Source organism: Actinomadura sp. 7K507, assembly GCF_004348425.1.
Classification (GTDB): domain Bacteria; phylum Actinomycetota; class Actinomycetes; order Streptosporangiales; family Streptosporangiaceae; genus Spirillospora.
This window is the reverse complement of the sequence record NZ_SMKK01000015.1, coordinates 22,597-42,996: the sequence shown is the minus strand read 5'-3', so window position 1 is coordinate 42,996 and position 20,400 is coordinate 22,597. Positions and strand designations below refer to the sequence as shown.

At 73.3% G+C, this 20,400-nt stretch carries 22 protein-coding genes; 15 read left to right on the top strand and 7 right to left on the bottom strand.

Translation table 11 applies throughout. The features are described 5' to 3' along the window. Nucleotides 1-31: 31 nt before the first annotated feature. The gene (locus E1285_RS05775; protein WP_132148809.1) at nucleotides 32-1,303 is read left to right on the top strand and encodes a DUF349 domain-containing protein; all 1,272 of its coding nucleotides are present in this window, start codon (nucleotides 32-34) and stop codon (nucleotides 1,301-1,303) included. 16 nt (nucleotides 1,304-1,319) lie between these two features. On the opposite strand, the gene E1285_RS05770 is transcribed toward E1285_RS05775, so the two are convergent. From E1285_RS05770 to E1285_RS05755, 4 genes are all read right to left on the bottom strand, one after another. Continuing rightward, nucleotides 1,320-1,886, bottom strand: a complete 567-nt coding sequence (locus E1285_RS05770) for a TIGR03086 family metal-binding protein (protein ID WP_132148807.1) — start codon at nucleotides 1,884-1,886, stop codon at nucleotides 1,320-1,322. A 91-nt stretch (nucleotides 1,887-1,977) separates the two neighbouring features. Then, nucleotides 1,978-2,610: a DUF305 domain-containing protein gene (locus tag E1285_RS05765; protein ID WP_243722582.1), complete on the bottom strand. Its 633-nt coding sequence runs from the start codon at nucleotides 2,608-2,610 to the stop codon at nucleotides 1,978-1,980. After that, on the bottom strand, nucleotides 2,607-3,239 hold the full coding sequence (locus tag E1285_RS05760; protein ID WP_132148805.1) for a DUF3105 domain-containing protein: 633 nt from the start codon (nucleotides 3,237-3,239) through the stop codon (nucleotides 2,607-2,609). Before E1285_RS05760 ends, E1285_RS05765 begins: the two co-directional genes overlap by 4 nt. 118 nt (nucleotides 3,240-3,357) lie before the next feature. Beyond that, nucleotides 3,358-3,921 carry a hypothetical protein gene (locus E1285_RS05755; RefSeq protein ID WP_132148803.1) on the bottom strand — a complete coding sequence of 188 codons (564 nt, stop codon included), beginning with the start codon at nucleotides 3,919-3,921 and terminating at the stop codon, nucleotides 3,358-3,360. 269 nt (nucleotides 3,922-4,190) lie between these two features. On the opposite strand from E1285_RS05755, the gene E1285_RS05750 reads away from it, so the two are divergent. The 7 genes from E1285_RS05750 (at nucleotide 4,191) to E1285_RS05720 (ending at nucleotide 11,635) form a co-directional block, all read left to right on the top strand. Further along, nucleotides 4,191-5,453 (top strand): replication-associated recombination protein A, encoded by a 1,263-nt coding sequence (locus E1285_RS05750; protein WP_243722585.1) that lies wholly within the window; start codon nucleotides 4,191-4,193, stop codon nucleotides 5,451-5,453. Nucleotides 5,454-5,561: 108 nt separating this feature from the next. Beyond that, nucleotides 5,562-5,978, top strand: a complete 417-nt coding sequence (locus E1285_RS05745) for a DUF948 domain-containing protein (protein ID WP_132148799.1) — start codon at nucleotides 5,562-5,564, stop codon at nucleotides 5,976-5,978. Continuing rightward, entirely contained in the window at nucleotides 5,975-6,355 is a 381-nt protein-coding gene (locus tag E1285_RS05740) for a hypothetical protein (protein WP_132148797.1), read from the top strand. Before E1285_RS05745 ends, E1285_RS05740 begins: the two co-directional genes overlap by 4 nt. A gap of 1 nt (nucleotide 6,356) precedes the next feature. Then, nucleotides 6,357-9,026 carry an alanine--tRNA ligase gene (gene alaS, locus E1285_RS05735; protein ID WP_132148795.1) on the top strand — a complete coding sequence of 890 codons (2,670 nt, stop codon included), beginning with the start codon at nucleotides 6,357-6,359 and terminating at the stop codon, nucleotides 9,024-9,026. A gap of 43 nt (nucleotides 9,027-9,069) precedes the next feature. Then, nucleotides 9,070-9,528 carry a Holliday junction resolvase RuvX gene (ruvX, locus tag E1285_RS05730; protein ID WP_132148855.1) on the top strand — a complete coding sequence of 153 codons (459 nt, stop codon included), beginning with the start codon at nucleotides 9,070-9,072 and terminating at the stop codon, nucleotides 9,526-9,528. Further along, nucleotides 9,525-10,700, top strand: a complete 1,176-nt coding sequence (gene mltG / locus E1285_RS05725; protein WP_132148793.1) for an endolytic transglycosylase MltG — start codon at nucleotides 9,525-9,527, stop codon at nucleotides 10,698-10,700. Before ruvX ends, mltG begins: the two co-directional genes overlap by 4 nt. Nucleotides 10,701-10,744: 44 nt before the next feature. Further along, nucleotides 10,745-11,635 (top strand): shikimate dehydrogenase, encoded by an 891-nt coding sequence (locus E1285_RS05720; protein ID WP_132148791.1) that lies wholly within the window; start codon nucleotides 10,745-10,747, stop codon nucleotides 11,633-11,635. 10 nt (nucleotides 11,636-11,645) lie between these two features. On the opposite strand, the gene E1285_RS05715 is transcribed toward E1285_RS05720, so the two are convergent. After that, nucleotides 11,646-13,022 carry a prenyltransferase/squalene oxidase repeat-containing protein gene (locus E1285_RS05715; RefSeq protein WP_132148789.1) on the bottom strand — a complete coding sequence of 459 codons (1,377 nt, stop codon included), beginning with the start codon at nucleotides 13,020-13,022 and terminating at the stop codon, nucleotides 11,646-11,648. A 145-nt stretch (nucleotides 13,023-13,167) separates the two neighbouring features. Here E1285_RS05715 and E1285_RS05710 point away from each other — a divergent pair, with 145 nt between their 5' ends. Continuing rightward, on the top strand, nucleotides 13,168-13,956 hold the full coding sequence (locus tag E1285_RS05710) for a hypothetical protein (RefSeq protein ID WP_132148787.1): 789 nt from the start codon (nucleotides 13,168-13,170) through the stop codon (nucleotides 13,954-13,956). On the opposite strand, the gene E1285_RS05705 is transcribed toward E1285_RS05710, so the two are convergent. Together E1285_RS05705 and E1285_RS05700 are read right to left on the bottom strand one after the other, a co-directional pair. Next, nucleotides 13,932-14,870, bottom strand: coding sequence for a carbohydrate kinase family protein (locus tag E1285_RS05705; protein WP_165966474.1), 939 nt, complete (start codon nucleotides 14,868-14,870; stop codon nucleotides 13,932-13,934). The genes E1285_RS05710 and E1285_RS05705 overlap by 25 nt on opposite strands. An 11-nt stretch (nucleotides 14,871-14,881) precedes the next feature. Continuing rightward, on the bottom strand, nucleotides 14,882-15,391 hold the full coding sequence (locus tag E1285_RS05700) for an NUDIX domain-containing protein (RefSeq protein ID WP_132148783.1): 510 nt from the start codon (nucleotides 15,389-15,391) through the stop codon (nucleotides 14,882-14,884). 635 nt (nucleotides 15,392-16,026) lie between these two features. Here E1285_RS05700 and infC point away from each other — a divergent pair. The 6 genes from infC (at nucleotide 16,027) to E1285_RS05670 (ending at nucleotide 20,346) form a co-directional block, all read left to right on the top strand. Then, nucleotides 16,027-16,575 (top strand): translation initiation factor IF-3, encoded by a 549-nt coding sequence (gene infC / locus E1285_RS05695; protein WP_207946427.1) that lies wholly within the window; start codon nucleotides 16,027-16,029, stop codon nucleotides 16,573-16,575. A gap of 201 nt (nucleotides 16,576-16,776) precedes the next feature. Then, on the top strand, nucleotides 16,777-16,971 hold the full coding sequence (gene rpmI, locus E1285_RS05690) for a 50S ribosomal protein L35 (protein WP_132148781.1): 195 nt from the start codon (nucleotides 16,777-16,779) through the stop codon (nucleotides 16,969-16,971). Nucleotides 16,972-17,041: 70 nt separating this feature from the next. After that, nucleotides 17,042-17,419 (top strand): 50S ribosomal protein L20, encoded by a 378-nt coding sequence (gene rplT / locus E1285_RS05685; RefSeq protein ID WP_131875788.1) that lies wholly within the window; start codon nucleotides 17,042-17,044, stop codon nucleotides 17,417-17,419. A 33-nt stretch (nucleotides 17,420-17,452) separates the two neighbouring features. Next, nucleotides 17,453-18,268: an RNA methyltransferase gene (locus E1285_RS05680; protein ID WP_132148779.1), complete on the top strand. Its 816-nt coding sequence runs from the start codon at nucleotides 17,453-17,455 to the stop codon at nucleotides 18,266-18,268. 276 nt (nucleotides 18,269-18,544) lie between these two features. Next, nucleotides 18,545-19,066 carry an STAS domain-containing protein gene (locus tag E1285_RS05675; protein ID WP_243722579.1) on the top strand — a complete coding sequence of 174 codons (522 nt, stop codon included), beginning with the start codon at nucleotides 18,545-18,547 and terminating at the stop codon, nucleotides 19,064-19,066. A gap of 191 nt (nucleotides 19,067-19,257) precedes the next feature. Then, entirely contained in the window at nucleotides 19,258-20,346 is a 1,089-nt protein-coding gene (locus tag E1285_RS05670) for an ATP-binding protein (RefSeq protein WP_279509673.1), read from the top strand. Nucleotides 20,347-20,400 lie beyond the last annotated feature (54 nt).

Here is a 20,400-nt window from a genome sequence, read left to right as displayed (position 1 = left end):
GGGATACTAAGGTGTGGAGGGTCCGGTGGCCATGAGCAGATCCGGATCCGCGATTCAGGAGGCAAGGGTGTCCAGCGCGACCGATCCCTGGGGCCGGGTGGACGAGGACGGCACCGTGTATGTCACGACGTCCGAGGGCGAGCGCGTCGTCGGATCCTGGCAGGCCGGCGCACCCGAAGAGGCCCTGGCCTACTTCAAGCGCAAGTACGACGCGCTCGTCACCGAGATCGGCCTGCTCGAACAGCGGGTCCGCACCACCGACCTGCAGCCGGCGCAGGCGCAGCAGAGCATCGACCGGCTCCGCGAGGCCGTCGCCGAGGCCCACGCCGTCGGCGACCTCGACGCCCTCGGGCGGCGCCTGGACAAGCTGACCGATCAGGTCGGGCGGCGCCGCGAGGAGGTCAAGGCCCAGCGCGAGCAGCACCGCCACGAGGCCCGCGAGATCAAGGAGCGGATCGTCGCCGAGGCTGAGCGGATCGCGGTCGAGGAGACCCACTGGAAGAACGGCGGCGAGCGGCTGCGCCAGCTCGTCGAGGAGTGGAAGGCCGCCGACCGCATCGACCGGCCCACCGAGACCGCCCTGTGGAAGCGGCTGTCGGCCGCCCGCAACGCCTTCACCAAGCGCCGCAAGGTCTACTTCGCCACCCTGGACGACCAGCGCGAGGAGTCCCGCAAGGAGAAGGAGCGACTGGTCGCCGAGGCCGAGTCGATGTCCGGTTCGACCGACTGGGGCGATACGGCCGCCGCCTACCGCGACCTGATGCGCCGCTGGAAGATGGCCGGCCGCGCCGCCCGGGACGCGGAGGAAGACCTCTGGGCCCGCTTCAAGGGCGCCCAGGACACGTTCTTCCAGGCCCGCAGCGCCGCTTTCGCCGAACGCGACGCGGAGTTCCGCGTGCACGCCGAGGAGAAGGAGAAGATCCTCGCCGAGGCGGAGCGGCTGCTGCCCGTCCGGGACGCCCGGCAGGCCAGGCAGGCGCTGCGCGGCATCCAGGAGCGCTGGGAGGCCGCCGGCATGGTCCCCCGCGACCAGCGCGACCGCCTCGAAGGCCGGCTCCGCAAGATCGAGGAGACCGTGCGCGCCGCCGAGGAGAACGAGTGGCGGCGCACCAACCCCGAGGCCCGCGCCCGCGCCGAGGCGACCGTCACCCAGCTGCGCACCTCCATCGAGCAGCTGGAGAAGCGCCTCGCCAAGGCCCGCGACGCCGGCCGCGAGAAGGACGTCAAGGAAGCCGAGGAAGCCCTGACCGCCCGCCGGGCCTGGCTCGAAGAGGCCGAGAGGACCCTCGCGGAGTTCTCCTGACGCTCGCGGAGTCCTCCTAGCGGACGTTCCTGCCGAGGAAGGCGAGCATCCGGGTCTGCTCGTCGGCCCCCCGCGGGGCCGGGAGGGGCGGGGCCAGATGGCCCGCGGCGCGCAGCGGCGCGGCGACGACCTGGGCGGTCGCGAACGCGTGATGGACGAGGTCCGGGTCGAGGCGGGACGGCTGCCCCGTCGCCCGCGCCAGGTCCCAGGCGTGCACCAGCGGCTCCAGGATGTAGCCCTCCAGGTAGTCGCCCAGCGGCAGCTCGCCCAGCCCGCCGAACGGGATGGGGCGGCTCAGCGTGTCCGGGGTGAGTGCGGCGGCGCACTCCTTGCGGGCCGTCCGCCAGCCCATCAGGACGTCGTCCGGGACGAAGCGCGCCGGGTCGCGGGCGACGTCGGGCTCGGGCTCCCCGCCCGCCAGCGCCAGGATCAGGTACTGCCCGCCGGTCACGTGACCGGCGACGTCCCTGGCGGTCCACCCCTCGCAGGGCGACGGCGCGTCCCAGCCGTCCCGGGGAGCGCCGGCCACCAGGCCCTCGAAGAGGTCCAGGGCCCGGTGGTAGCCGCTGAGGTTCTGAGCCATGGTGGTCAGTGACGCGCGATCCGGCCGCCGTGTCAAGCGCTATCGCGAAGGTCGCCCCCCGCCCGCCGGGCCCGGAGTGTCAGGCGGACCGTCAGGCGGAGGGCGCGCCCCGCTCGCGGAGCATCGCGTTCATCTGGGTGATCTCCGACTGCTGGCCGTCCACCATCGTCCGGGCGAGCCGGCGCACCCGGTCGTGGCCGGTGAGGGCGATCACCGCCTCCGCCATGTCGACGCCCCCGCGGTGGTGAGCGGTCATCAGGCGCAGGTACATCACCTCGGCGGCGCGGCCGGACGCCTTCTCCAGCTCGGCGAGCTGCTCGCGGGTGGCCATGCCGGGCATCGCGGCCGCCCCCCGGCCGTCCTGGCCGCCGTGCCCCGCGTGCCCGGACATCCAGCGCATGGGGCCGGCCGGATCGGTCTTGGGCAGGCCCCATTCGTCCAGCCAGGCGGTCATCATGCCGATCTGGGCGGACTGGGTGTTGATGATGTCGTAGGCCAGCAGCCGGACGTCGCGGTCGTCGGTCCGGTCCCTGACGATGAACGACATCCGCACCGCCTGGGCATGGTGGGTGCTCATGTCGCGGGCGAACCCGGGTTCGGGGTCGTTCGCGCCCGGCCGGTCCGAGCCGGACATGGTCAGCGCCACCAGCACGACGCCGGTGAGGAGGACGAGGGCCGCGAGGACGACGGTGATCCGCCGTCCCCGGGGCGTCTCGTCGCTCACGGGGCGTCCTTCGCGCCGTCACAGGCCGCGCCGGGCTCCGGCGTCTGCGGGCCCTTGACGAAGGCGCGCAGGAACTCGTCCACGCGCGGGTCGGACGCGTCCTGGAGCTTGACCTGCTTGCCCCATGCGCTGAGCACGATCGGGGAGTCCAGGGACGGGTACGGGCTCATGAACGTGTAGTCGGCACCGGTGACCTTGGTCTTCAGCGCCTCGACCTGGCCGGCGTCGAGGCCGGGCCGGTAGGTGATCCAGACGGCGCCGTGCTCCAGGGAGTGCACGGCGTTCTCGTTGCGGAGCGGCGCGTCGTAGACGCGGCCGTTGCAGTTCTGCCAGGCGCCGTCGTGCTCGCCGCCCATCGGCGGGTCGGTCTCGTACTCGACGCTGCCGGTGACGTGGTCGCGGCTCAGGTCGTCCTTCGTCACCAGGCCGGCGATGGACGATTCGTCCGCGGACGACGACCTGGACTGCATGAACGCGTAGCCGACGGCGACGAACGCCACCAGGCCGATCACGGTGAAGAAGGCGATGGTGCCCCACGGCACCTGCGACTGGGTGAGGGCGTTCTTGGGGCGTGCGTTGCCGTTGCGCGTGTTGCTGCGGGCGTTCTTGTTGCGGGCGCTCTTGGACATGGAGAGCGGATCCTCTCGGGTGCTGTGGCTGGCTGTGCGGACGGGAGGGCGGCGCCATGCCGCGCGGTGACTGCCGCCGGCGCGTCATGGCGTCGCATGCGGCCTCGCGGCCGGTCTCCTACAGCCGGAGCACCTGGTGGAAGGGCCGGAGCACGGGGGCGTGCGCGGCGGCGGAGGGCGGGGCCAGGGCCCAGCCGGCGCGGGCGGGAAGGCGGAAGGCCGGGCGCCCGGGACCGGCGGCCAGCCCGAGCAGCACGAGGGTGAACAGCACGGCCAGGCAAAGGCACGCGTACGCCGGGCCCTGCGGCGGCGCCTGCTCCAGTGCAGTGCCGGCCTTCAGTGCAGCGCCGGCCTCCAGCGCCGCGCTGGCCGCCGGCGCCGTGCCGGCCTTCAGTGCAGTGCTGGCCGCCGGCGCCGTGCCGGCCTTCAGAGCCGCGCCGGCCTTCAATGCCGTGCCGGTGAAGCCGTGGAGCCCCTGGTGCGGCGAAACCGCGGTCTCCGGCGTCTGGTGGCCGCCGGAGGGCGACGCGGCGCTGAGCGGCGCGCTCACGGCGTGCTCGGTGCACATCCGCGGCACGGGCGCGTGCCCCAGCCCGTAGCTGAAGATCAGCCCGCCCACCACGAAGAGGATCGCGAGCAGCCCTGCCAGCCCGTGCCGCCGGCGGGGAGTCGTACCGGACACCGTCACACTCCTGATTAGTGCCTATCGGGCTGTTTCAACGCGAATGCCGCTCCTGAGGTTCCCGCAACTCCGGACGGCCGGGTGTCCGTGGCGGAAGATAGTGTCGGAGCGTGACCAGCAGGGCGGAATCGGGCGAGCCGGAGGGCCTTTTCGACGCACCGGCACCGGCATCGGCGGGAGCGGCCCCCGGCGGCTCCGCGGCGGCCCCGTCCCCGGGGCCCCCGGCCGCGCCCGGCGCGAGAGGCACCGAGCAGCCCCTCGCGGTGCGGATGCGCCCCCGCTCGCTGGACGAGGTCGTCGGGCAGGGCCACCTGCTCGGCGCCGGCACCCCGATCCGCCAGCTCGTCGACCGGGACGTGCCGATGTCGCTCGTCCTGTGGGGGCCGCCGGGCACCGGCAAGACGACCCTCGCCACGGTCGTCAGCCTCGTCACGTCCAGGCGGTTCGTGGAGGTCTCCGCGGTCAGCGACGGCGTCAAGCGCGTCCGCGCCGAGATCGACCTCGCCCGGCGCGAGCTGGGCATGACGGGGCGGCAGACCGTCCTGTTCGTCGACGAGGTCCACCGGTTCAACAAGGCGCAGCAGGACGCGCTCCTGCCCGCCGTGGAGAACCGCTGGGTCTCCTTCATCGGCGCCACCACCGAGAATCCGTTCTTCTCCGTCATCAGCCCGCTGCTGTCGCGCTCGCTGCTGCTCACCCTGGAGCCGCTCGGCGACGACGACCTGCGCGAGGTGGTCCGCCGGGCGCTCACCGAGGAGCGCGGCCTGGACGGCGCGGTGAGCCTCGACGCCGCCGCCGAGGACCATCTCATCCGGCTGGCCGGCGGCGACGCCCGGCGCGCCCTCACCTACCTGGAGGCCGCCGCCCTGGTCGTCGAGGACGGCGGCGCGATCGACGCCGACGTCCTGGAGAGGGCCGTCGACCGGGCCGCCGTCCGCTACGACCGCGAGGGCGACCAGCACTACGACGTCATCAGCGCGTTCATCAAGAGCATCCGCGGCAGCGACGTCGACGCCGCGCTGCACTACCTGGCCCGCATGATCGAGGCCGGGGAGGACGCGCGGTTCATCGCGCGGCGGCTGATCGTCCACGCCAGCGAGGACGTCGGCATGGCCGACCCGACCGCCCTGCAGACGGCGGTCGCCGCGGCGCAGGCGGTGGAGTTCGTCGGCCTGCCCGAGGCGCGCATCAACCTCGCCCAGGCGGTGATCCACCTGTCCCTGGCACCCAAGTCCAACGCGGTGATCACGGCGGTGGACGGGGCGCTCGGCGACGTGCGCAAGGGGCTCGCCGGGGCCGTCCCTGGGCACCTGCGCGACGCGCACTACAAGGGCGCGGCGAAGATCGGGCACGGGGAGGGCTACAAGTACGCGCACAACCATCCCGGCGGGGTGGTCAGGCAGCAGTACGCCCCCGACCCGGTGGACGGGCGGGAGTACTATCGCCCGACCAGGCACGGCGCCGAGTCGCGGTTCACCGAAGTCCTCGCGCGGATCCGCTCGGTTCTGCGCGGTACCGCGGACCGCCGCTGACCCGGTTTCCATCGGGCCGGTGCTCCCGGCATGCGGTCCGGTTGACCGGTAAGGTCTGTCACGCCATGCCCGGCCCCGAGGCCGAACTCACGCGAACGGAAAGCCCTGATGCTCACTGGTGGACAGTTGGCAGGTCTCATCGTGGCGGTGTTCTGGGCGGTGCTCGTCTCGTTCATCGCGCTCACCCTGCTGAAGCTCTCCCGCCTCCTCGGCGAGGCGACCAAGGTCGTCCAGGACATCGGCGACCAGGCGGGCCCGCTGATGGACGACATGACCCGGACGGTGAACCGCGCCAACGAGCAGCTCGGCCGCACCGACGTCATCACCAAGCAGGTCGCCGGCGTCACCCAGAACGTCTCGGCCGTCACCACCGTCATGACCTCGGTGGTGGGCGGCCCGCTGGTGAAGGCCGCCGCGTTCTCCTACGGGGTCCGCAAGGCCCTCGGCAGCCGCGACGGCGACGGGGGCACCGACCCGGGGCGGCCGCAGCTGCAGGCCCGCTCCACGGGTAGGGGGCGCAGATGAGGCGGCTGTTCTGGATCTCAGTCGGCGCGGGCGCCGGCGTCTACGCCTCGCACCGCGTCAAGCGCCGCGTCGAGCGGATCGCGCGCGCCTGGTCGCCCGAGGGGGTCGCGGCGCGGGCCGTGTCGACCGGGCAGGGCGCGAGCGACCGGTTGAGGCATTTCGCCTCGGACGTGCGTATTGAGATGCGTGCGCGTGAAGAGGAACTGCGCGAGGCCGTCCGCATGGACCGTTCTCCGCCGGACGCCGAGCTGCCCGGACACCGGGGCCACGGGCCCCGCCGGGTGCTCAAGGCGCGTTACACGATCATCGACAACGACGGCATCAACGACCACAGCAGCCAGAACGACAGCATCGATAACGACAAGGATGGCCACTGATATGGAGTCGGCAGAGGTCGCACGCCGCTTCCTCACGTTCTTCGAGGAGCGCGGGCACCTGGTGGTGCCCTCGGCAAGCCTGGTCGCCGAGGACCCGACCCTGCTGCTGGTCAACGCCGGCATGGTCCCGTTCAAGCCGTACTTCCTCGGCCAGCGCACACCGCCGTCCCAGCGAATGACCAGTGCGCAGAAATGCGTGCGGACGCCGGACATCGAGGAGGTCGGCAAGACCACCCGGCACGCCACGTTCTTCCAGATGCTGGGGAACTTCTCCATCGGCGACTACTTCAAGGAGCAGGCGATCCCGTTCGCCTGGGACCTGCTGACCCGGTCCCGGGGCGAGGGCGGATTCGGCTTCCCCGAGGACAGGCTCTGGGTCACCGTCTTCGACGACGACGACGAGGCCGCCCGGCTGTGGCACGACAAGGTCGGCGTCCCCCGCGACCGCATCCAGCGCCGCGGCCTCGCCGACAACTACTGGCACATGGGCGTCCCCGGACCGGGCGGCCCGTGCTCGGAGATCTACTACGACCGCGGGCCCGCCTACGGGCGCGAGGGCGGGCCGGTCGCCGACGAGGACCGGTATCTGGAGGTCTGGAACCTGGTCTTCATGCAGTCGCAGCTCCGCGAGGTCCGCACCAAGGTGGACTTCGACATCGAGGGCGACCTGCCCTCCAAGAACATCGACACCGGCATGGGCCTGGAGCGCATGGCGGCGATCCTGCAGGGCGTCGACAACATCTACGAGACCGACACCCTGCGGCGGGTCCTGGACCGGGCCGCCGAGCTGACCGGCGCCGGGTACGGCCGCGACGACCGCTCCGACGTGTCGCTGCGCGTCGTCGCCGACCACGTCCGCAGCGGGACGATGATGGTCGCCGACGGCATCCGCCCCGCCAACGAGGGCCGCGGGTACGTGCTGCGCCGCATCCTGCGCCGCTCCATCCGCAACCTGCGGCTCCTCGGCGGCCAGGACGCGGGCCTCATGCACGAGCTGACCGCCGTCGCGATCAAGGCGATGGGCGAGCAGTACCCCGAGCTCGTGCGCACCGCGGCGAACATCCACACGGTCATCGACGCCGAGGAGGACTCGTTCCTCCAGACGCTGCGCACCGGCACCGCCATCTTCGACACCGCCGTCGAGGAGGCCAGGCGGTCCGGCGGCCGGGCGCTGGCCGGCGACCAGGCGTTCAAGCTCCACGACACCTACGGCTTCCCGATCGACCTCACGCTGGAGATGGCGTCCGAGCAGGGCCTCCAGGTGGACGAGGAGGGCTTCCGGCGGCTCATGCGCGAGCAGCGCGAGCGCGCCAAGAAGGACGCCCGCGACAAGCGCACCGGCAATCTGGACGTCTCCGTCCTCGACGAGCTGCTCACCGGCGCGGGCGGCCAGGTCGACTTCATCGGCTACGGGCACCTGCACGGCGACGCCCGGCTCATCGGCCTGCTGGTCGGCGGCGCCAACGCGCCGGCGGCGGGGGAGGGCACCGAGGTCGAGGTCGTCCTCGACCGCACCCCCTTCTACGCCGAGGGCGGCGGCCAGCTCGCCGACCACGGCCGGATCAGGCTCGGCAACGGCGCCGTCGTCGAGGTGACCGACGTGCAGGCTCCCCTGCCCGGCCTCATCGTCCACCGCGGGCGCGTCCGCAGCGGCGAGGCGCAGGCCGGCGACTCCGCGCACGCCGAGGTCGACACGGAGCGGCGCCGCGCGATCTCCCGCTCGCACACCGCGACCCACATGGTGCACGCCGGGTTCCGCCGCGCGCTCGGCGAGTCCGCGGCGCAGGCCGGGTCGGAGAACTCGCCCGGCCGGTTCCGGTTCGACTTCACCGCGTCCGGGGCCGTCCCCATGAGCGTGCTGCGCGACGTCGAGGACGAGGTCAACGAGGTGCTGGTCGGCGACCTGGACGTGCGCGCGTTCCACACCTCGATCGACGAGGCCCGCGCGATGGGCGCGCTCGCCCTGTTCGGCGAGAAGTACGGGGACGAGGTCCGCGTCGTCGAGGTCGGCGACTACTCCCGCGAGCTGTGCGGCGGCACCCACGTCGCCCGCTCCGGGCAGCTCGGGCTGATCAAGGTGCTGGGCGAGGCGTCGATCGGCGCCGGCGTCCGCCGCGTCGAGGCCCTCGTCGGCATCGACGCGTTCCGGTTCCTGGCGCGCGAGAGCGTCCTGGTCGCGCAGCTCGCCGAGCAGATGAAGGCGCGCAAGGAGGAGCTGCCCGAGCGCGTGTCCGGCGTCGTCACCCGGCTCCGCGACGCCGAGAAGGAACTGGACAAGCTCCGTTCCCAGCAGATCCTCGCCGCCGCCGGGGCGCTCGCCGACGCCGCCAAGGACGTGGGCGGCATCGCGTTCGTGGGCCACCGCGCCCCCGACGGCACCGGCGCCGACGACCTGCGCAAGCTGGCCGTCGACATCCGGGGCCGGCTCGTCGCCCGGCCGGCCGTCGTCATGGTCACCGGCGTGCCGAAGGACCGTCCCGTCGTGGTCGTCGCCGTCACCGAGGGCGCGCGCGGGCGCGGCCTCAAGGCGGGCGGCCTCGTCGGCCTGGCGGCCAAGGCCCTCGGCGGAGGAGGCGGCGGCAAGGACGACCTCGCCCAGGGCGGCGGCGCCGACCCGTCCGCCGTCGGCGAGGCGCTGGACGCGGTCGAACGAGCAGTAGGGGCCGCGTGAGCCCCGCACATCGGGGTAGGCGATCGGGGGCGAGGCCATGAGCATGAGGCAGGGCGTCCGATTGGGAATTGATGTGGGGAGTGTGCGGATCGGGGTCGCGCGGTGCGATCCCGGCGGGATTCTCGCGTCTCCTCTGGAGACGGTGAAGACCGGCAAAGGAGACGTCGACCGGCTCGTGGCCCTCGCGGCGGAGCACGAGGCGATCGAGGTGGTCGTGGGACTGCCGACGTCGCTGTCGGGCCGGGAGGGCCCGGCGGCGGAGGCGGCGCGCAGGTTCGCGGCCAGGGTCGCGGACCGTCTCCCCCCGGGGACGGTACGGCTGCACGACGAGCGGCTCACGACCGTCACGGCCGAAAGCGGGCTGCGGGCCGGAGGAGTGCACGGCAAGGCCCGGCGGAAGGTGGTCGACCAGGCCGCCGCGGCGGTCCTGCTGCAGGCGGCCCTCGACGCGGAAAGGTTGACCGGCAGCCCCCCAGGAGAGATCGTCCGGGGGAGCTCATGAACGATTTGGACCTTTTCTCAGATCCGTACGGCGACCCGTACGGCGACGGGCGGCCGCCGCCGGAACAGCGGCTCGGCCGGAAGGACCAGCGGCGCGCCCGCAAGCGGCAGAAGCGGCGCAGGCGCAACGGCCGGGCCGCGTCCCTGTTCGCGATGGCGTTCCTGGTCGCGGTGTTCGGGACCGGCGGCGTGCTGGGGTACGCGTGGCTGGACGACAAGTGGAACCCGCCGGACTACGCCGGCGCGGGCACCGGGAATGTCACGGTCCAGATCAAGGACGGCGCCACCGGCGCGGGGATCGGCAAGGCGCTGGAGGAGCACGAGGTGGTCAAGAGCCACCGCGCGTTCGTCAAGGTCTACAACAAGGAGACGCGCGCCCCCAGCATCCAGCCGGGCTTCTACCAGATGCGGCTGAAGATGTCGTCCGCGGCGGCGATGGCGCTGCTGCTGGACCCCAAGTCGCGCGCCGGCAACCAGATCACCGTCCCGGAGGGGCGGCGGGCCATCGAGGTCTTCGAGCTGCTGGAGAAGAAGACCGGGATCACGGCGAAGGAGTTCGAGGCGGCCGCCGGGAAACCGGCGGAGCTGGGGCTGCCGCCGTACGCGAAGGGCAAGGTGGAGGGCTACCTCTACCCGGGCCGCTACGACCTCGACCCGAACGGGTCGGCGTCGCAGATCCTCAAGCAGATGGTGTCCCGCTTCAACGACGAGGCCGAGAGCTACGGCCTCGTCGGCAAGGCGCGCGAAGCGGGCATGAAGCCGGGCACCGTCATCACGCTGGCCAGCCTGATCCAGGCGGAGGGAGCCAGGCCCAGCGACCTGCCGAAGGTCTCCCGGGTGATCTACAACCGGGTGGAGGAGAACATGCCCCTCCAGTTCGACAGCACGGTGGTGTACGCGCTCGGCAAGCGGACGCTCACGGTCACCAACGAGGATCTCAAGTTCGACTCGCGGTACAACACCTACAAGTACCGGGGCCTGCCGCCGGGCCCGATCGGCAACCCGGGGCACGCGGCGATCGAGGCGGCGCTGGAACCGAAGAAGGGGACGTGGCTGTTCTTCGTCACCACCGACCCGGACCGCAAGATCACCGAGTTCGCCACGACCTATGATCAGCAGCTGAAGCTGGAGAAGAAGTTCCGGGCCTGGCAGAAGGCGAACCCGGGCAACTGAGCTCCGGGCGACCGGGTTCCGGGCGACCGAACGAGGACGTGGCAGTGGGGGAGACGGGCCGCCGCGCGGCGGTGCTGGGGTCGCCGATCGCGCATTCGCTGTCGCCGGTGCTGCACCGGGCGGCGTACGAGGCGATGGGGCTGGACGGCTGGTCCTACGAGGCGGTCGAGTGCGGCGAGGAGGACCTGGCCGGTCTCCTCGACGGTCTCGGCCCCGAGTGGGCGGGGCTGTCGCTGACCATGCCGCTCAAGCGCGCCGCGCTGGACATGATGGACGCGGTGTCGGACCTGGCGGTGAAGGTCGGCGGCGTCAACACGGTCGTCCTGCGGGACGGGCGGCGGCACGGCGACAACACCGACGTGCACGGCATCGTGACGGCGCTGACCGAGGCGGGCGTGAAGCCCGTCCCGCCGCACGGCGGAGCGTGCGCGCTCGTGCTGGGCGGCGGCGCGACGGCGGCGTCCGCCCTGGCCGCGCTCGGCGCGCTCGGCATGGACGAGGCGGTGCTCGCCGTACGGAGGCCGGAACGCGCGTCCGAGGCGGCGGAGGTGGGGGCGCGATTCGGGCTCGCGGTCCGCGTCGTGGCGCTCGACCGGGTGGCCGCGCACCTGCCCGCCGGGCTGGTGGTGTCGACGCTGCCGGGACGGGCGGCGGACGCCTTCGCAGACCCGGTCGCCGCCTCCTGCGCCGCCCTGTCCGGCACGGTGCCGTCCGGCACGGTGCCGTCCGGCATGGTGCTGTTCGACGTGGTGTACGCGCCGTGGCCCACGGCGCTCGCGGCGGCGGTCGGGCGGGCCGGCGGGACGGTCGTCGGCGGGTTCGAGATGCTGCTGCACCAGGCCGTCCGGCAGGTGGCGCTGATGACCGGCCGCGAGGACGTGCCGGTGGAGGCGATGCGCGCCGCCGGGGAGGCGGAACTGGCCCGCCGCGCCTGACCCGCCCGGTTCAGGGGCCCGCCGGAGGGGGGCCGCGCGGGGCACGGCGCCGTTTCACCGACTCGTCGATGCTGGTGAGGATGACCGGCAGGATCACGCTGAGCCAGAAGTCCTTCCAGCCCCACGCGCCGAGGGCGACGCCGAGCGTGCTTCCGGCGCACACCAGGGCCAGCAGGAGCGCGGCCCAGTGCCGCCGGGCGAGCGCCACCGGATCGATGAGCCGGCGGTGCGGCAGCAGCGCGTCCAGGGGGAGTTCCCGCGCGTGGGCGAGCTGCACGACCGTCGCGTCCGGCAGCCAGTGCAGCACGCCGGCGTTCCCGGCGAGCGGCGTCCGGGTGAGCGCGATCAGCGTCTCGAGCCGCCACCACAGCGTCCACAGCGACGTGCGGCCGCTGCCCGGGTAGCCGTTCCAGCGCGGGTCGGCCACCTCGCCGCGCACCAGGGTGCGGAACGCGCGGGCGACGGCGGGTCCGTGCGGCCCGCGCGGGTCCCGCAGCAGCGCGGTGAGCGCGACCGGCAGGCCGTAGTGCCACAGGGCGAGCCGCCACACCGGCTGGGATCCGGCGCCGTGCGGGGAGACGTCGTAGGTCTCGATCCAGGTGTGGTCGTCGTCCGGGTCGAGGTGTTCCAGCAGCCAGTCGTAGGCGTCCAGCAGCCGCTCGGTCTTCAGGTCCGGCCGCGCCTCGGCGAGCGTCACCAGCGCGAACGCGGTGTGGGTGACGGTGGGCCGGGACGCCTGCGTCGGTCCCCAGCCGGGCCGGTGCGCGGTCCGGTCCGCGGTCAGCCACTCCACGCCCCGGTCGACGGCCGGGGCGTAGGGGTTGAGCTGGCTGAGCGCGCGGAGCGCCAGGCACGTCAGCCATACCCGCGACTGGCAGCCGTGCAGCGAGCCCCAGCCGCCGTCGGCGTTCTGGTTGTGGACCAGCCACAGGTAGGCGCGCCTGAGGTCGGGCGCGTCGTCGCGCAGGCCGCAGCGGGCGCGGGCCAGGAAGCGCGCGATCCAGCCGGTCGCCTCCACGACCGGCATGCCGAGGCTGGTCTTGGTGGCCCAGCCGCCGTCGCGCAGCGCGTCGCCGGAGCTGGTCTGCCGGGCGGCGAGGAGGGCCAGGCCCTCGTCGAAGTACTCGAACGGGCGGCCCGCCTCGGCGAACGCCAGGAGCCCGAGGGCCGTCGCGGTGGTACCCGGCTCGGGGCGGGTCAGCTCGTGGTACCAGCCGCCGCCGGAGCCGAGCGCGGGCGCGTAGGTGTCGCGCAGCACGTCCAGCGATTCGGTCAGCCGGGTCTCCAGGACCGCCATGTCGATCGCGGGGACGTCGGGGGGCCCGGACGTGGCGGCGGGACGTTCGGCGCGGGGGGCCGGTGCGGGGAGAGGAGGTGTCTGATTCACGATGTCGCCTTCTGTTCCTTTTGTTCCCGCGAGGCCATGCTTTGTACCTCATGGGTTCTATGTCTGTATCCATTGATGTACAGATCGCCGGCGCCGGGCACGTTGGAACGAGAGCGGTCCCGCGGTCCGTGGTGCTGGAGGAGGCTTGGCCGAGCCGACGGTGTGGAACGAGCCCGGTCATGAGTGCGTGCTGTGCCCGCCTCTCCGGTTCCGCTTCAACGTCATGGCCGGCCTTCCCGGGGAGGCCGGCGTCATCGCCCGCGACGCCGGCTTCCTCCTGATGCCGGACGTGGCGCCGCTCGCGGAAGGGCACGTCCTGCTGGTGACACGCGAACACCATCAGTGCGCCGGGGCATTCGGCCTGGGCATGTGGGAACGCGCACTGTCATGGCGCGACCGTGTGGCCCGCCTCTACCGGGAGGCGTACGGGGACGGCGAGCTGCTGCTTTTCGAGCACGGGCCGGCGAGTGCCCAGGGCGGAGGCGCGTGCATCGACCACGCGCACTGGCACCTGCTGCCGGGAACGCACGGTGTGCGGGCGGTGGTGGAGGAGCAGGGCCTTCCCGGGGCGCCCGCCGACCACGCCACGCTGCGGGCGTACTTCCGCACCGGCCGCTCCTACCTCCTGATAGAGGAGGACGGCGTGGCGACGGTCCACCCCGGCGACGGCGTCCGGAGCCAGTTCCTGCGCTGGGCCGTCACCGCCGGAGCACGCGATGGGACCGGAGCACGCGATGGGACCCCCGCACGCGATGGGACCCCCGCACGCGATGAGACCCCCGCACGCGACGAGATCTGGCGCTGGCAGGAGACGTTCGGGCTGCCCGGCAGCAGACGCCGGTTCCTGGGCACCCTCCGGGCCCTGCGCGCGGCGATGAGAGCCGAGGAGGACGCGGTCCCGGAGGACGGTCACGGCCCCGACAGCCACCAGTAGAGCTCGGACGCCGCGAGCCGGTCGCCGAAACCGGCGCGCTCGACGCCGTCCCCGTATCCGGTCGGGTACTCCATCAGCAGGCGTTCCCGCCGGTACGCGATCACCCGCTCCAGCGACGTGGCGCCGAAACGCAGCAGCCACAGCGGACGGCCCGGCACCGCGCGGTCGAGCTCCGGCAGGAGCCCCCGCACCTCGAACCCCTCGGCCGGCGCCGGGCGGCCGAGCAGCCGCGCCAGCGTGGGCGCCTCGGAGATGACCGCGTCGGCCAGCGCGAGCACCGGCAGCACGGCGCGGGCGGGCAGCCGCGCGTCGATGTCGTGCGGGACGAGGTCGAACGCGACCCGCGTCCCCGCGTCCCGGGCCAGCCGGGCCGCCGCGCTCAGCGCCCTCCGGGACACCGGGGACAGCAGCGAGTACCCGTCGATGGCCAGCACGTCCGCGTCCCCGATCCCGGCCGCGGCCGCGCGGACCTCCGGCTCGGCGAGGCGGCGGCCCGGCGGGTCGTCCTGGACGACCAGGAGCCGGGCCCCCCGCCCGCCGCCGCACGGCCGGTCGCGCAGCATCACCGCGACGCCGTTGGGCGTGCCGGCTTCGACGCGCAGGTGGTCGTCCACGCCGATCCGCCGCAGTTCCCGGCGGATCACCGGCGTGAAGTCGTCGTCCCCGACCTTGCCCAGCACGCCGACCCGGCGGAAGTAGCACGTCGCGGGCCGGGCCAGGTTGACGGCCGTCCCCGCGACCATGGCCCGTGCCGGGGCGTAGGAGAGGCGGTCGGCGTCCAGCTCCGTGAACCGGACGTCCGGCAGCGATGCGCGGATCTCGATGCCGACGTCCCCGATGACGAAGAGGCCGAAGCGGCGCTCGTGCGCGCCCTCCAGGCCCGGCCACTCGGCGGGCGATCGGGGTGCGGCCATGTCGCGGCCGCTCAGCGGGGCGGAGTGAGGAACGCCCGCATCACCGGACGCAGGCTCGGGATGAGGTCGTAGGCGTGGATCCCGTCGAGCGGAGCCCAGGCGCATCCGTCGAGATGGTCGCCCGTGTCCTGGTTCGCCAGGCTGGCGTCCAGGGTCACCGGCCGGCAGCGGCGCGCGGCCGCCACGACGCGTGTCCGCCCGCCCTTGGCGGGCGCCCCGGCGGAGGCGGGCGGCCGGTCCGGCATGAACCACTGCCAGAGATGGAACGCCGGCCCTGGATCGATCTTGAGGCCGACCTCCTCCCAGACCTCCCGGCGGATGTGGTCGTCCAGGTCCAGGTCGTCCTCCTCCAGCCGCCCGCCGGGCACCTCCCAGCGGCCCGGATGGAACGGGTCGGACGCGGACTTGCGGACCAGCAGGAGCCGTCCGCCGGAGACGATGAACGCCTTCTGGGCGAACGCCAGCCTGATCGGTGACAAGGCGGTGAGGGGGCCGGTCGCGCCGGCCTCGACCGAGGGCATCGCGGGAACTACCTCCCTGGCGCCGGCCCCACCGGGCCGTCCTCGCTCCACCGTAACAAGCCGGGACCGCCATGCCGAGCGGCCGGCCGGGCCAGAAGACCCTCACCCTCCCGGCCAGGCCGCGGGCGCCACGGCAGCGTCCCGCGCGGCTCACCGGATCCGGGAATGCGAGTGTGTCCCGGCCTGTTGACGAGGGTGGCGTACCTCACGAGAGCCACTTTCGATCACCCGGGACGCCGGGCGTTCCGGGTGGCGCGCCAGACCTTCCCCAGGTGGTACTCTTGGTGGCTGACCGGCCCTGTGCACGCGACCGTCCGCGGTCGTGCGCAAAGGGCGCACAAGCGGAGGCCACCTCCCACCTGACCGGCCGAGGCCGCGGATCCTGCTCGCCGCCCACCAGGGCGGCTTCGCCGGAGCCCGCGGTGTTTATCTGGGGACACCCCAGACCCCGAGGCCGGTGGGTCCTCGGTCCGGCGAACGGGCGCTCGGCGCTCGTCCCGCCGTCGTCCCCGGGCGGCCTTGCCGTTCAGGGAGACCGAAGGTGGCCCCGTGCGTGAGTCGTGCGGGGCTTTTCTTGTGGAAGCCTCGGGGTACGACCGGTCCCACGAACCTGAGAACGGCCCCAAGGAGGTCCCATCAGCGCCGAACCGCGTATCAACGACCGCATTCGCGTGCCCGAGGTCCGGCTCGTCGGCCCGAACGGCGAACAGGTGGGCATAGTGCCCATCGCCAAGGCCCTTGAAATCGCGCGTGAGTCGGACCTCGATCTGGTCGAGGTGGCGCCCACCGCGCGTCCGCCCGTCGCCAGGCTCATGGACTACGGCAAGTTCAAGTACGAGTCCGCGATGAAGGCGCGCGAGGCGCGGAAGAACCAGGCGCACACGGTCATCAAGGAGATCAAGCTCCGCCCGAAGATCGACCCGCACGACTACGAGACCAAGAAGGGTCACGTGGTGCGGTTCCTGAAGGCCGGGGACAAGGTGAAGGTCACGATCATGTTCCGTGGTCGCGAGCAGTCCCGCCCCGAGCTCGGTTACCGGCTGCTGCAGCGGCTCGCCGACGACGTCGAGGACCTCGGCTTCGTCGAGTCGCGGCCCAAGCAGGACGGCCGGAACATGATCATGGTGATCGGCCCGCACAAGAAGAAGACGGCCCGCGGGCAGGAGGCCGAGACCACCGCCTGACGGCCGTCCGGGGCCGGCCACGCGGCGGTCCCGACTCCGCGACCTCGCGCAGAGCGGGGTCGCGGCGCACGTACATTGAAGCCTGACCTGGCGCGTCCACGGATACTCCGCGCGACACCGTGAGAAACCGTGGGATGCGCCGATCAGGCGCGCCCCCGCGCGTCCGCCGGGGGTACGGGAACGAGGGAGACGACGGCGACCATGCCGAAGACCAAGACCCACAGCGGTGCCAAGAAGCGCTTCAAGCTGACCGGCTCCGGCAAGGTGATGCGCCGCCGCGCCAACAAGAACCACCTGCTCGAGCACAAGTCGTCCAAGCGGACCCGGCGGCTCGACGGCCCGGCCGTGGTGGCCGACGCCGACGCGAAGAACATCAAGAAGCTGCTGCGCAAGTAGCACTCGACCTGCAACATCAGCGACCGGCCGAGGTCGGCATGGCCCCGGCCCCCACGAAGGAGTTCAGCACGTGGCACGCGTGAAGCGGGCGGTCAACGCCGCCAAGAAGCGTCGGGTCGTCCTGGAGCGGTCGAGCGGCTACCGCGGGCAGCGCTCGCGCCTGTACCGCAAGGCCAAGGAGCAGCAGCTCCACTCGATGACCTACGCGTTCCGGGACCGCAAGGACCGCAAGGGCCAGTTCCGCCGGCTGTGGATCCAGCGGATCAACGCCGCGGCCCGCGCCAACGGCATCACCTACAACCGGTTCATCCAGGGCCTGAAGGCCGCGGAGATCGAGGTCGACCGCCGCATGCTCGCCGAGCTTGCCGTCAACGACGCGCCCGCGTTCGCCGCCCTGGTCAAGGTCGCCAAGGACGCCCTCCCCGCCGAGGGCTCGGAGGCGGCCTGACCCGGGTACCGGACGACAGGCGATCACAGCGATATGGCGGGCCGCGAGCTGACCTCCCTCCGATCACCGCGGGTGAAGGCCGCTCGACGGCTCGCCAAACGCGCCTTCCGGCGCCGCGAGAACCGGTTCCTCGCCGAGGGGCCGCAGGCGGTGCGGGAGGCGCTGGAGATCCCCGGCGGCCTGGCCGAGCTGTTCACCACGGCCGAGGCTGAGGCCCGCCACCCCGAACTGGTGCTCGCCGCCGAGCGCGCGGGCGCTCCGGTGCTGCGCGTGAGCGGCGAGATCATGGCCGAGCTCGCCCAGACCGTCACCCCGCAAGGGCTGCTGGCGGTCTGCGAGTTCGTCGACGTGCCGCTGGGGCGGGCGCTGGAGGCCGGGCCCCGGCTGGTGACCGTCCTCGCGCACGTCCGCGACCCCGGCAACGCGGGGACCGTCCTGCGCACCGCCGACGCGGCCGGTTCGGAGACGGTCGTGTTCACCGACGCGTCCGTCGACCCCTACAACGGCAAGTGCGTCCGGGCCTCGGCGGGCAGCCTGTTCCACCTGCCGGTCGTGGTCGGCCCGCGCTTCGGCCCGCTGATCGCCGAGCTGAAGGAGGCCGGCCTCACCGTGCTGGCCGCGGACGGCGCGGGCGAGCGCACCCTCGACGACGCGATCGACGAGGGGCAGCTCGCACGGCCCACCGCCTGGGTGTTCGGGAACGAGGCGTGGGGGCTCCCGGACGAGATCCTCGGGCACGTCGACGAGGTCGTGCGGGTGCCCATCCACGGGCGCGCCGAGAGCCTGAACCTGGCGACGGCGGCGGCCGTATGCCTGTATGCCTCGGCCCGCGCGCAGCGCAGGGCGTGAGCGGGCGGGGCGGCCGCGCTCGGGACGGCCGTACGTGAGGACCGCCCCGGTGGTTCAATGCGGTCCGTGATCGAATGGCCGCAAGCGGTCGCCCCCGGTGCCGTTCTCCGGGCGGTGAGCTGGGAGGATTGTCTGCGCGCGGACGGATGGGCGGGGGTCCTGCCGCCGCGCGGGGCTCGTCCGCAGGTAGGAACGGGATACGGGTCCGGCGGGGGATCTCGCCGTCCGGCACCGCGCCTACAGTGTTGATCAGTGCGTTGACCAGGGGCGGCGACGATGCCGCGCAGAGTGGGGGCGAACGTGATGACCGAGGAGATCAGGCCGGCCAGAAGGCCGCGCCGGCGCGCGCCGGAGGTGAGGTGCCGCACGGCGGCCCCGGCCGCCGGATCTCCCGCGCCCGCCGAGGCCCCCGCCGCGCGGGACTCCGGGGCCGGCGGGGAGCTGGGGCTCGGCGTCACCCGGGTGCGGGGCGGCGCGGCCGTCGTCGCGGTGACCGGCGAGCTCGACCTGCGCACGGCCGACGCCCTGCGCGCGCGGCTCGTCGAGGTGCACGCCTCGGGGCCGCGCCGGCTGGTGGCCGACTTCGCCGGCGTCCCGTTCTGCGACGCGGCCGGGCTCGGCGCGCTGGTCGCCGCGCGCAACCAGATCGCCGCGTCCGGCGGTGAGATCGTCCTCGCCGGGGTGCGTCCCGCCCAGCTGCGGCTGCTGCGCATCACCGGGCTGCACCGCCTGTTCGCGGTCCACGCGGACGTGGGCGGCGCGCTCGCCGCACTGGACTCGCCCACCACCTCCGGATGAGGTCCCCGGCCTCCCGGTGAGGTCCCCGTCCCGGACCTCGCCGCGACGCCGCCCGAGGGCTACACATGCCTTGCCGCCGGGCGGTTTCCGGGTCCCGTAAGGTGCCCGACTGGGGCTAGAGTCTCTTGTCGACAGGCCGCGTTCTCTTCGGTGTTCTGGAGGCCGCTTTGGGCGGAGAGGAGCCCCCCCGCGTGGCCGCGCGCGTGCCCGCAGGAGGGGTCGCGGCGGGCTCCGGCGGGGTCTCGGCGGACGACCTGCCCGACGGCATGCTGGTCGCCGGCCGCGACGCCCGGGTGGTGGTGTTCAACGCCGCCGCCGCGCGGATGACGGGGATCGCCGCCGCGTCCGCCCTCGGCCGCGACTTCCGCGACGTCCTGCAGCTGTACGACGCGGCGGGCCGCGACTGGTGGAAGTGCCTCGAGCCCTATGACGGCCTCCGCACCCGCACCCGCCATCCCGAGCGCGTCCTGTTCCTGCCGGGCGGCACGGAGCTGCTGGTCACGGCCGCGTACCGGCGCGACGCCGAGGGCAGGGTGGAACGGTTCACGGTGTGCCTGCGCGACGCCCTGCACCGCGCCCGCCAGGAACGCGATCGCGCCGACCTGGTCTCCACCGTGGCCCACGAGCTGCGCTCCCCGCTGACGAGCGTCAAGGGCTTCACCGCGACGCTGCTGGCGAAGTGGCACCGCTTCAACGACGACCAGAAGCGCGTGATGCTGGAGACCGTCAACTCCGACGCCGACCGCGTCACCAGGCTGATCACCGAGCTGCTGGACGTGTCCCGCATCGAGGCCGGCCGGCTGGAGATGCACCGCCAGGTCGTCGACCTGACCGAAGAGGTCCGCAAGGTCATCGCGGGCCGGGTCGCGGCCGGTGACCCGGAGGACCGGTTCCGCTTCGAAGCCCGCGGCGGGCTGCCCGAGATGTGGCTCGACCCCGACAAGGTGGACCAGATCCTGGGTAACCTCATAGAGAACGCGGTGCGCCACGGAGCGGGCGTCGTCACCATCGTGGTGGAGCCGGACGCGCATAAGGAGGGAGCGGCCGTGCTGGTGCGCGACGAGGGCGAGGGCATTCCGCCCGATGCCGCCCAGCGCGTCTTCCGGCAGTTCTGGCGCGGCCCCGGCGGCAACCGCCGCGGCGGCACCGGCCTCGGGCTCTACATCGTCAAGGGCCTCGTCGAGGCGCACGGCGGCGTGATCACCGTGCGGCGCGCGCCGGGCGGCGGCGCCGAGTTCCGATTTACCGTGCCCGCAGGGGCCCCCGACTACGCCACCTGAGCGCGGCGCACGCACCGCGCGGCACAGGCCGCCACCAGCGTGGCCGCCGCCACG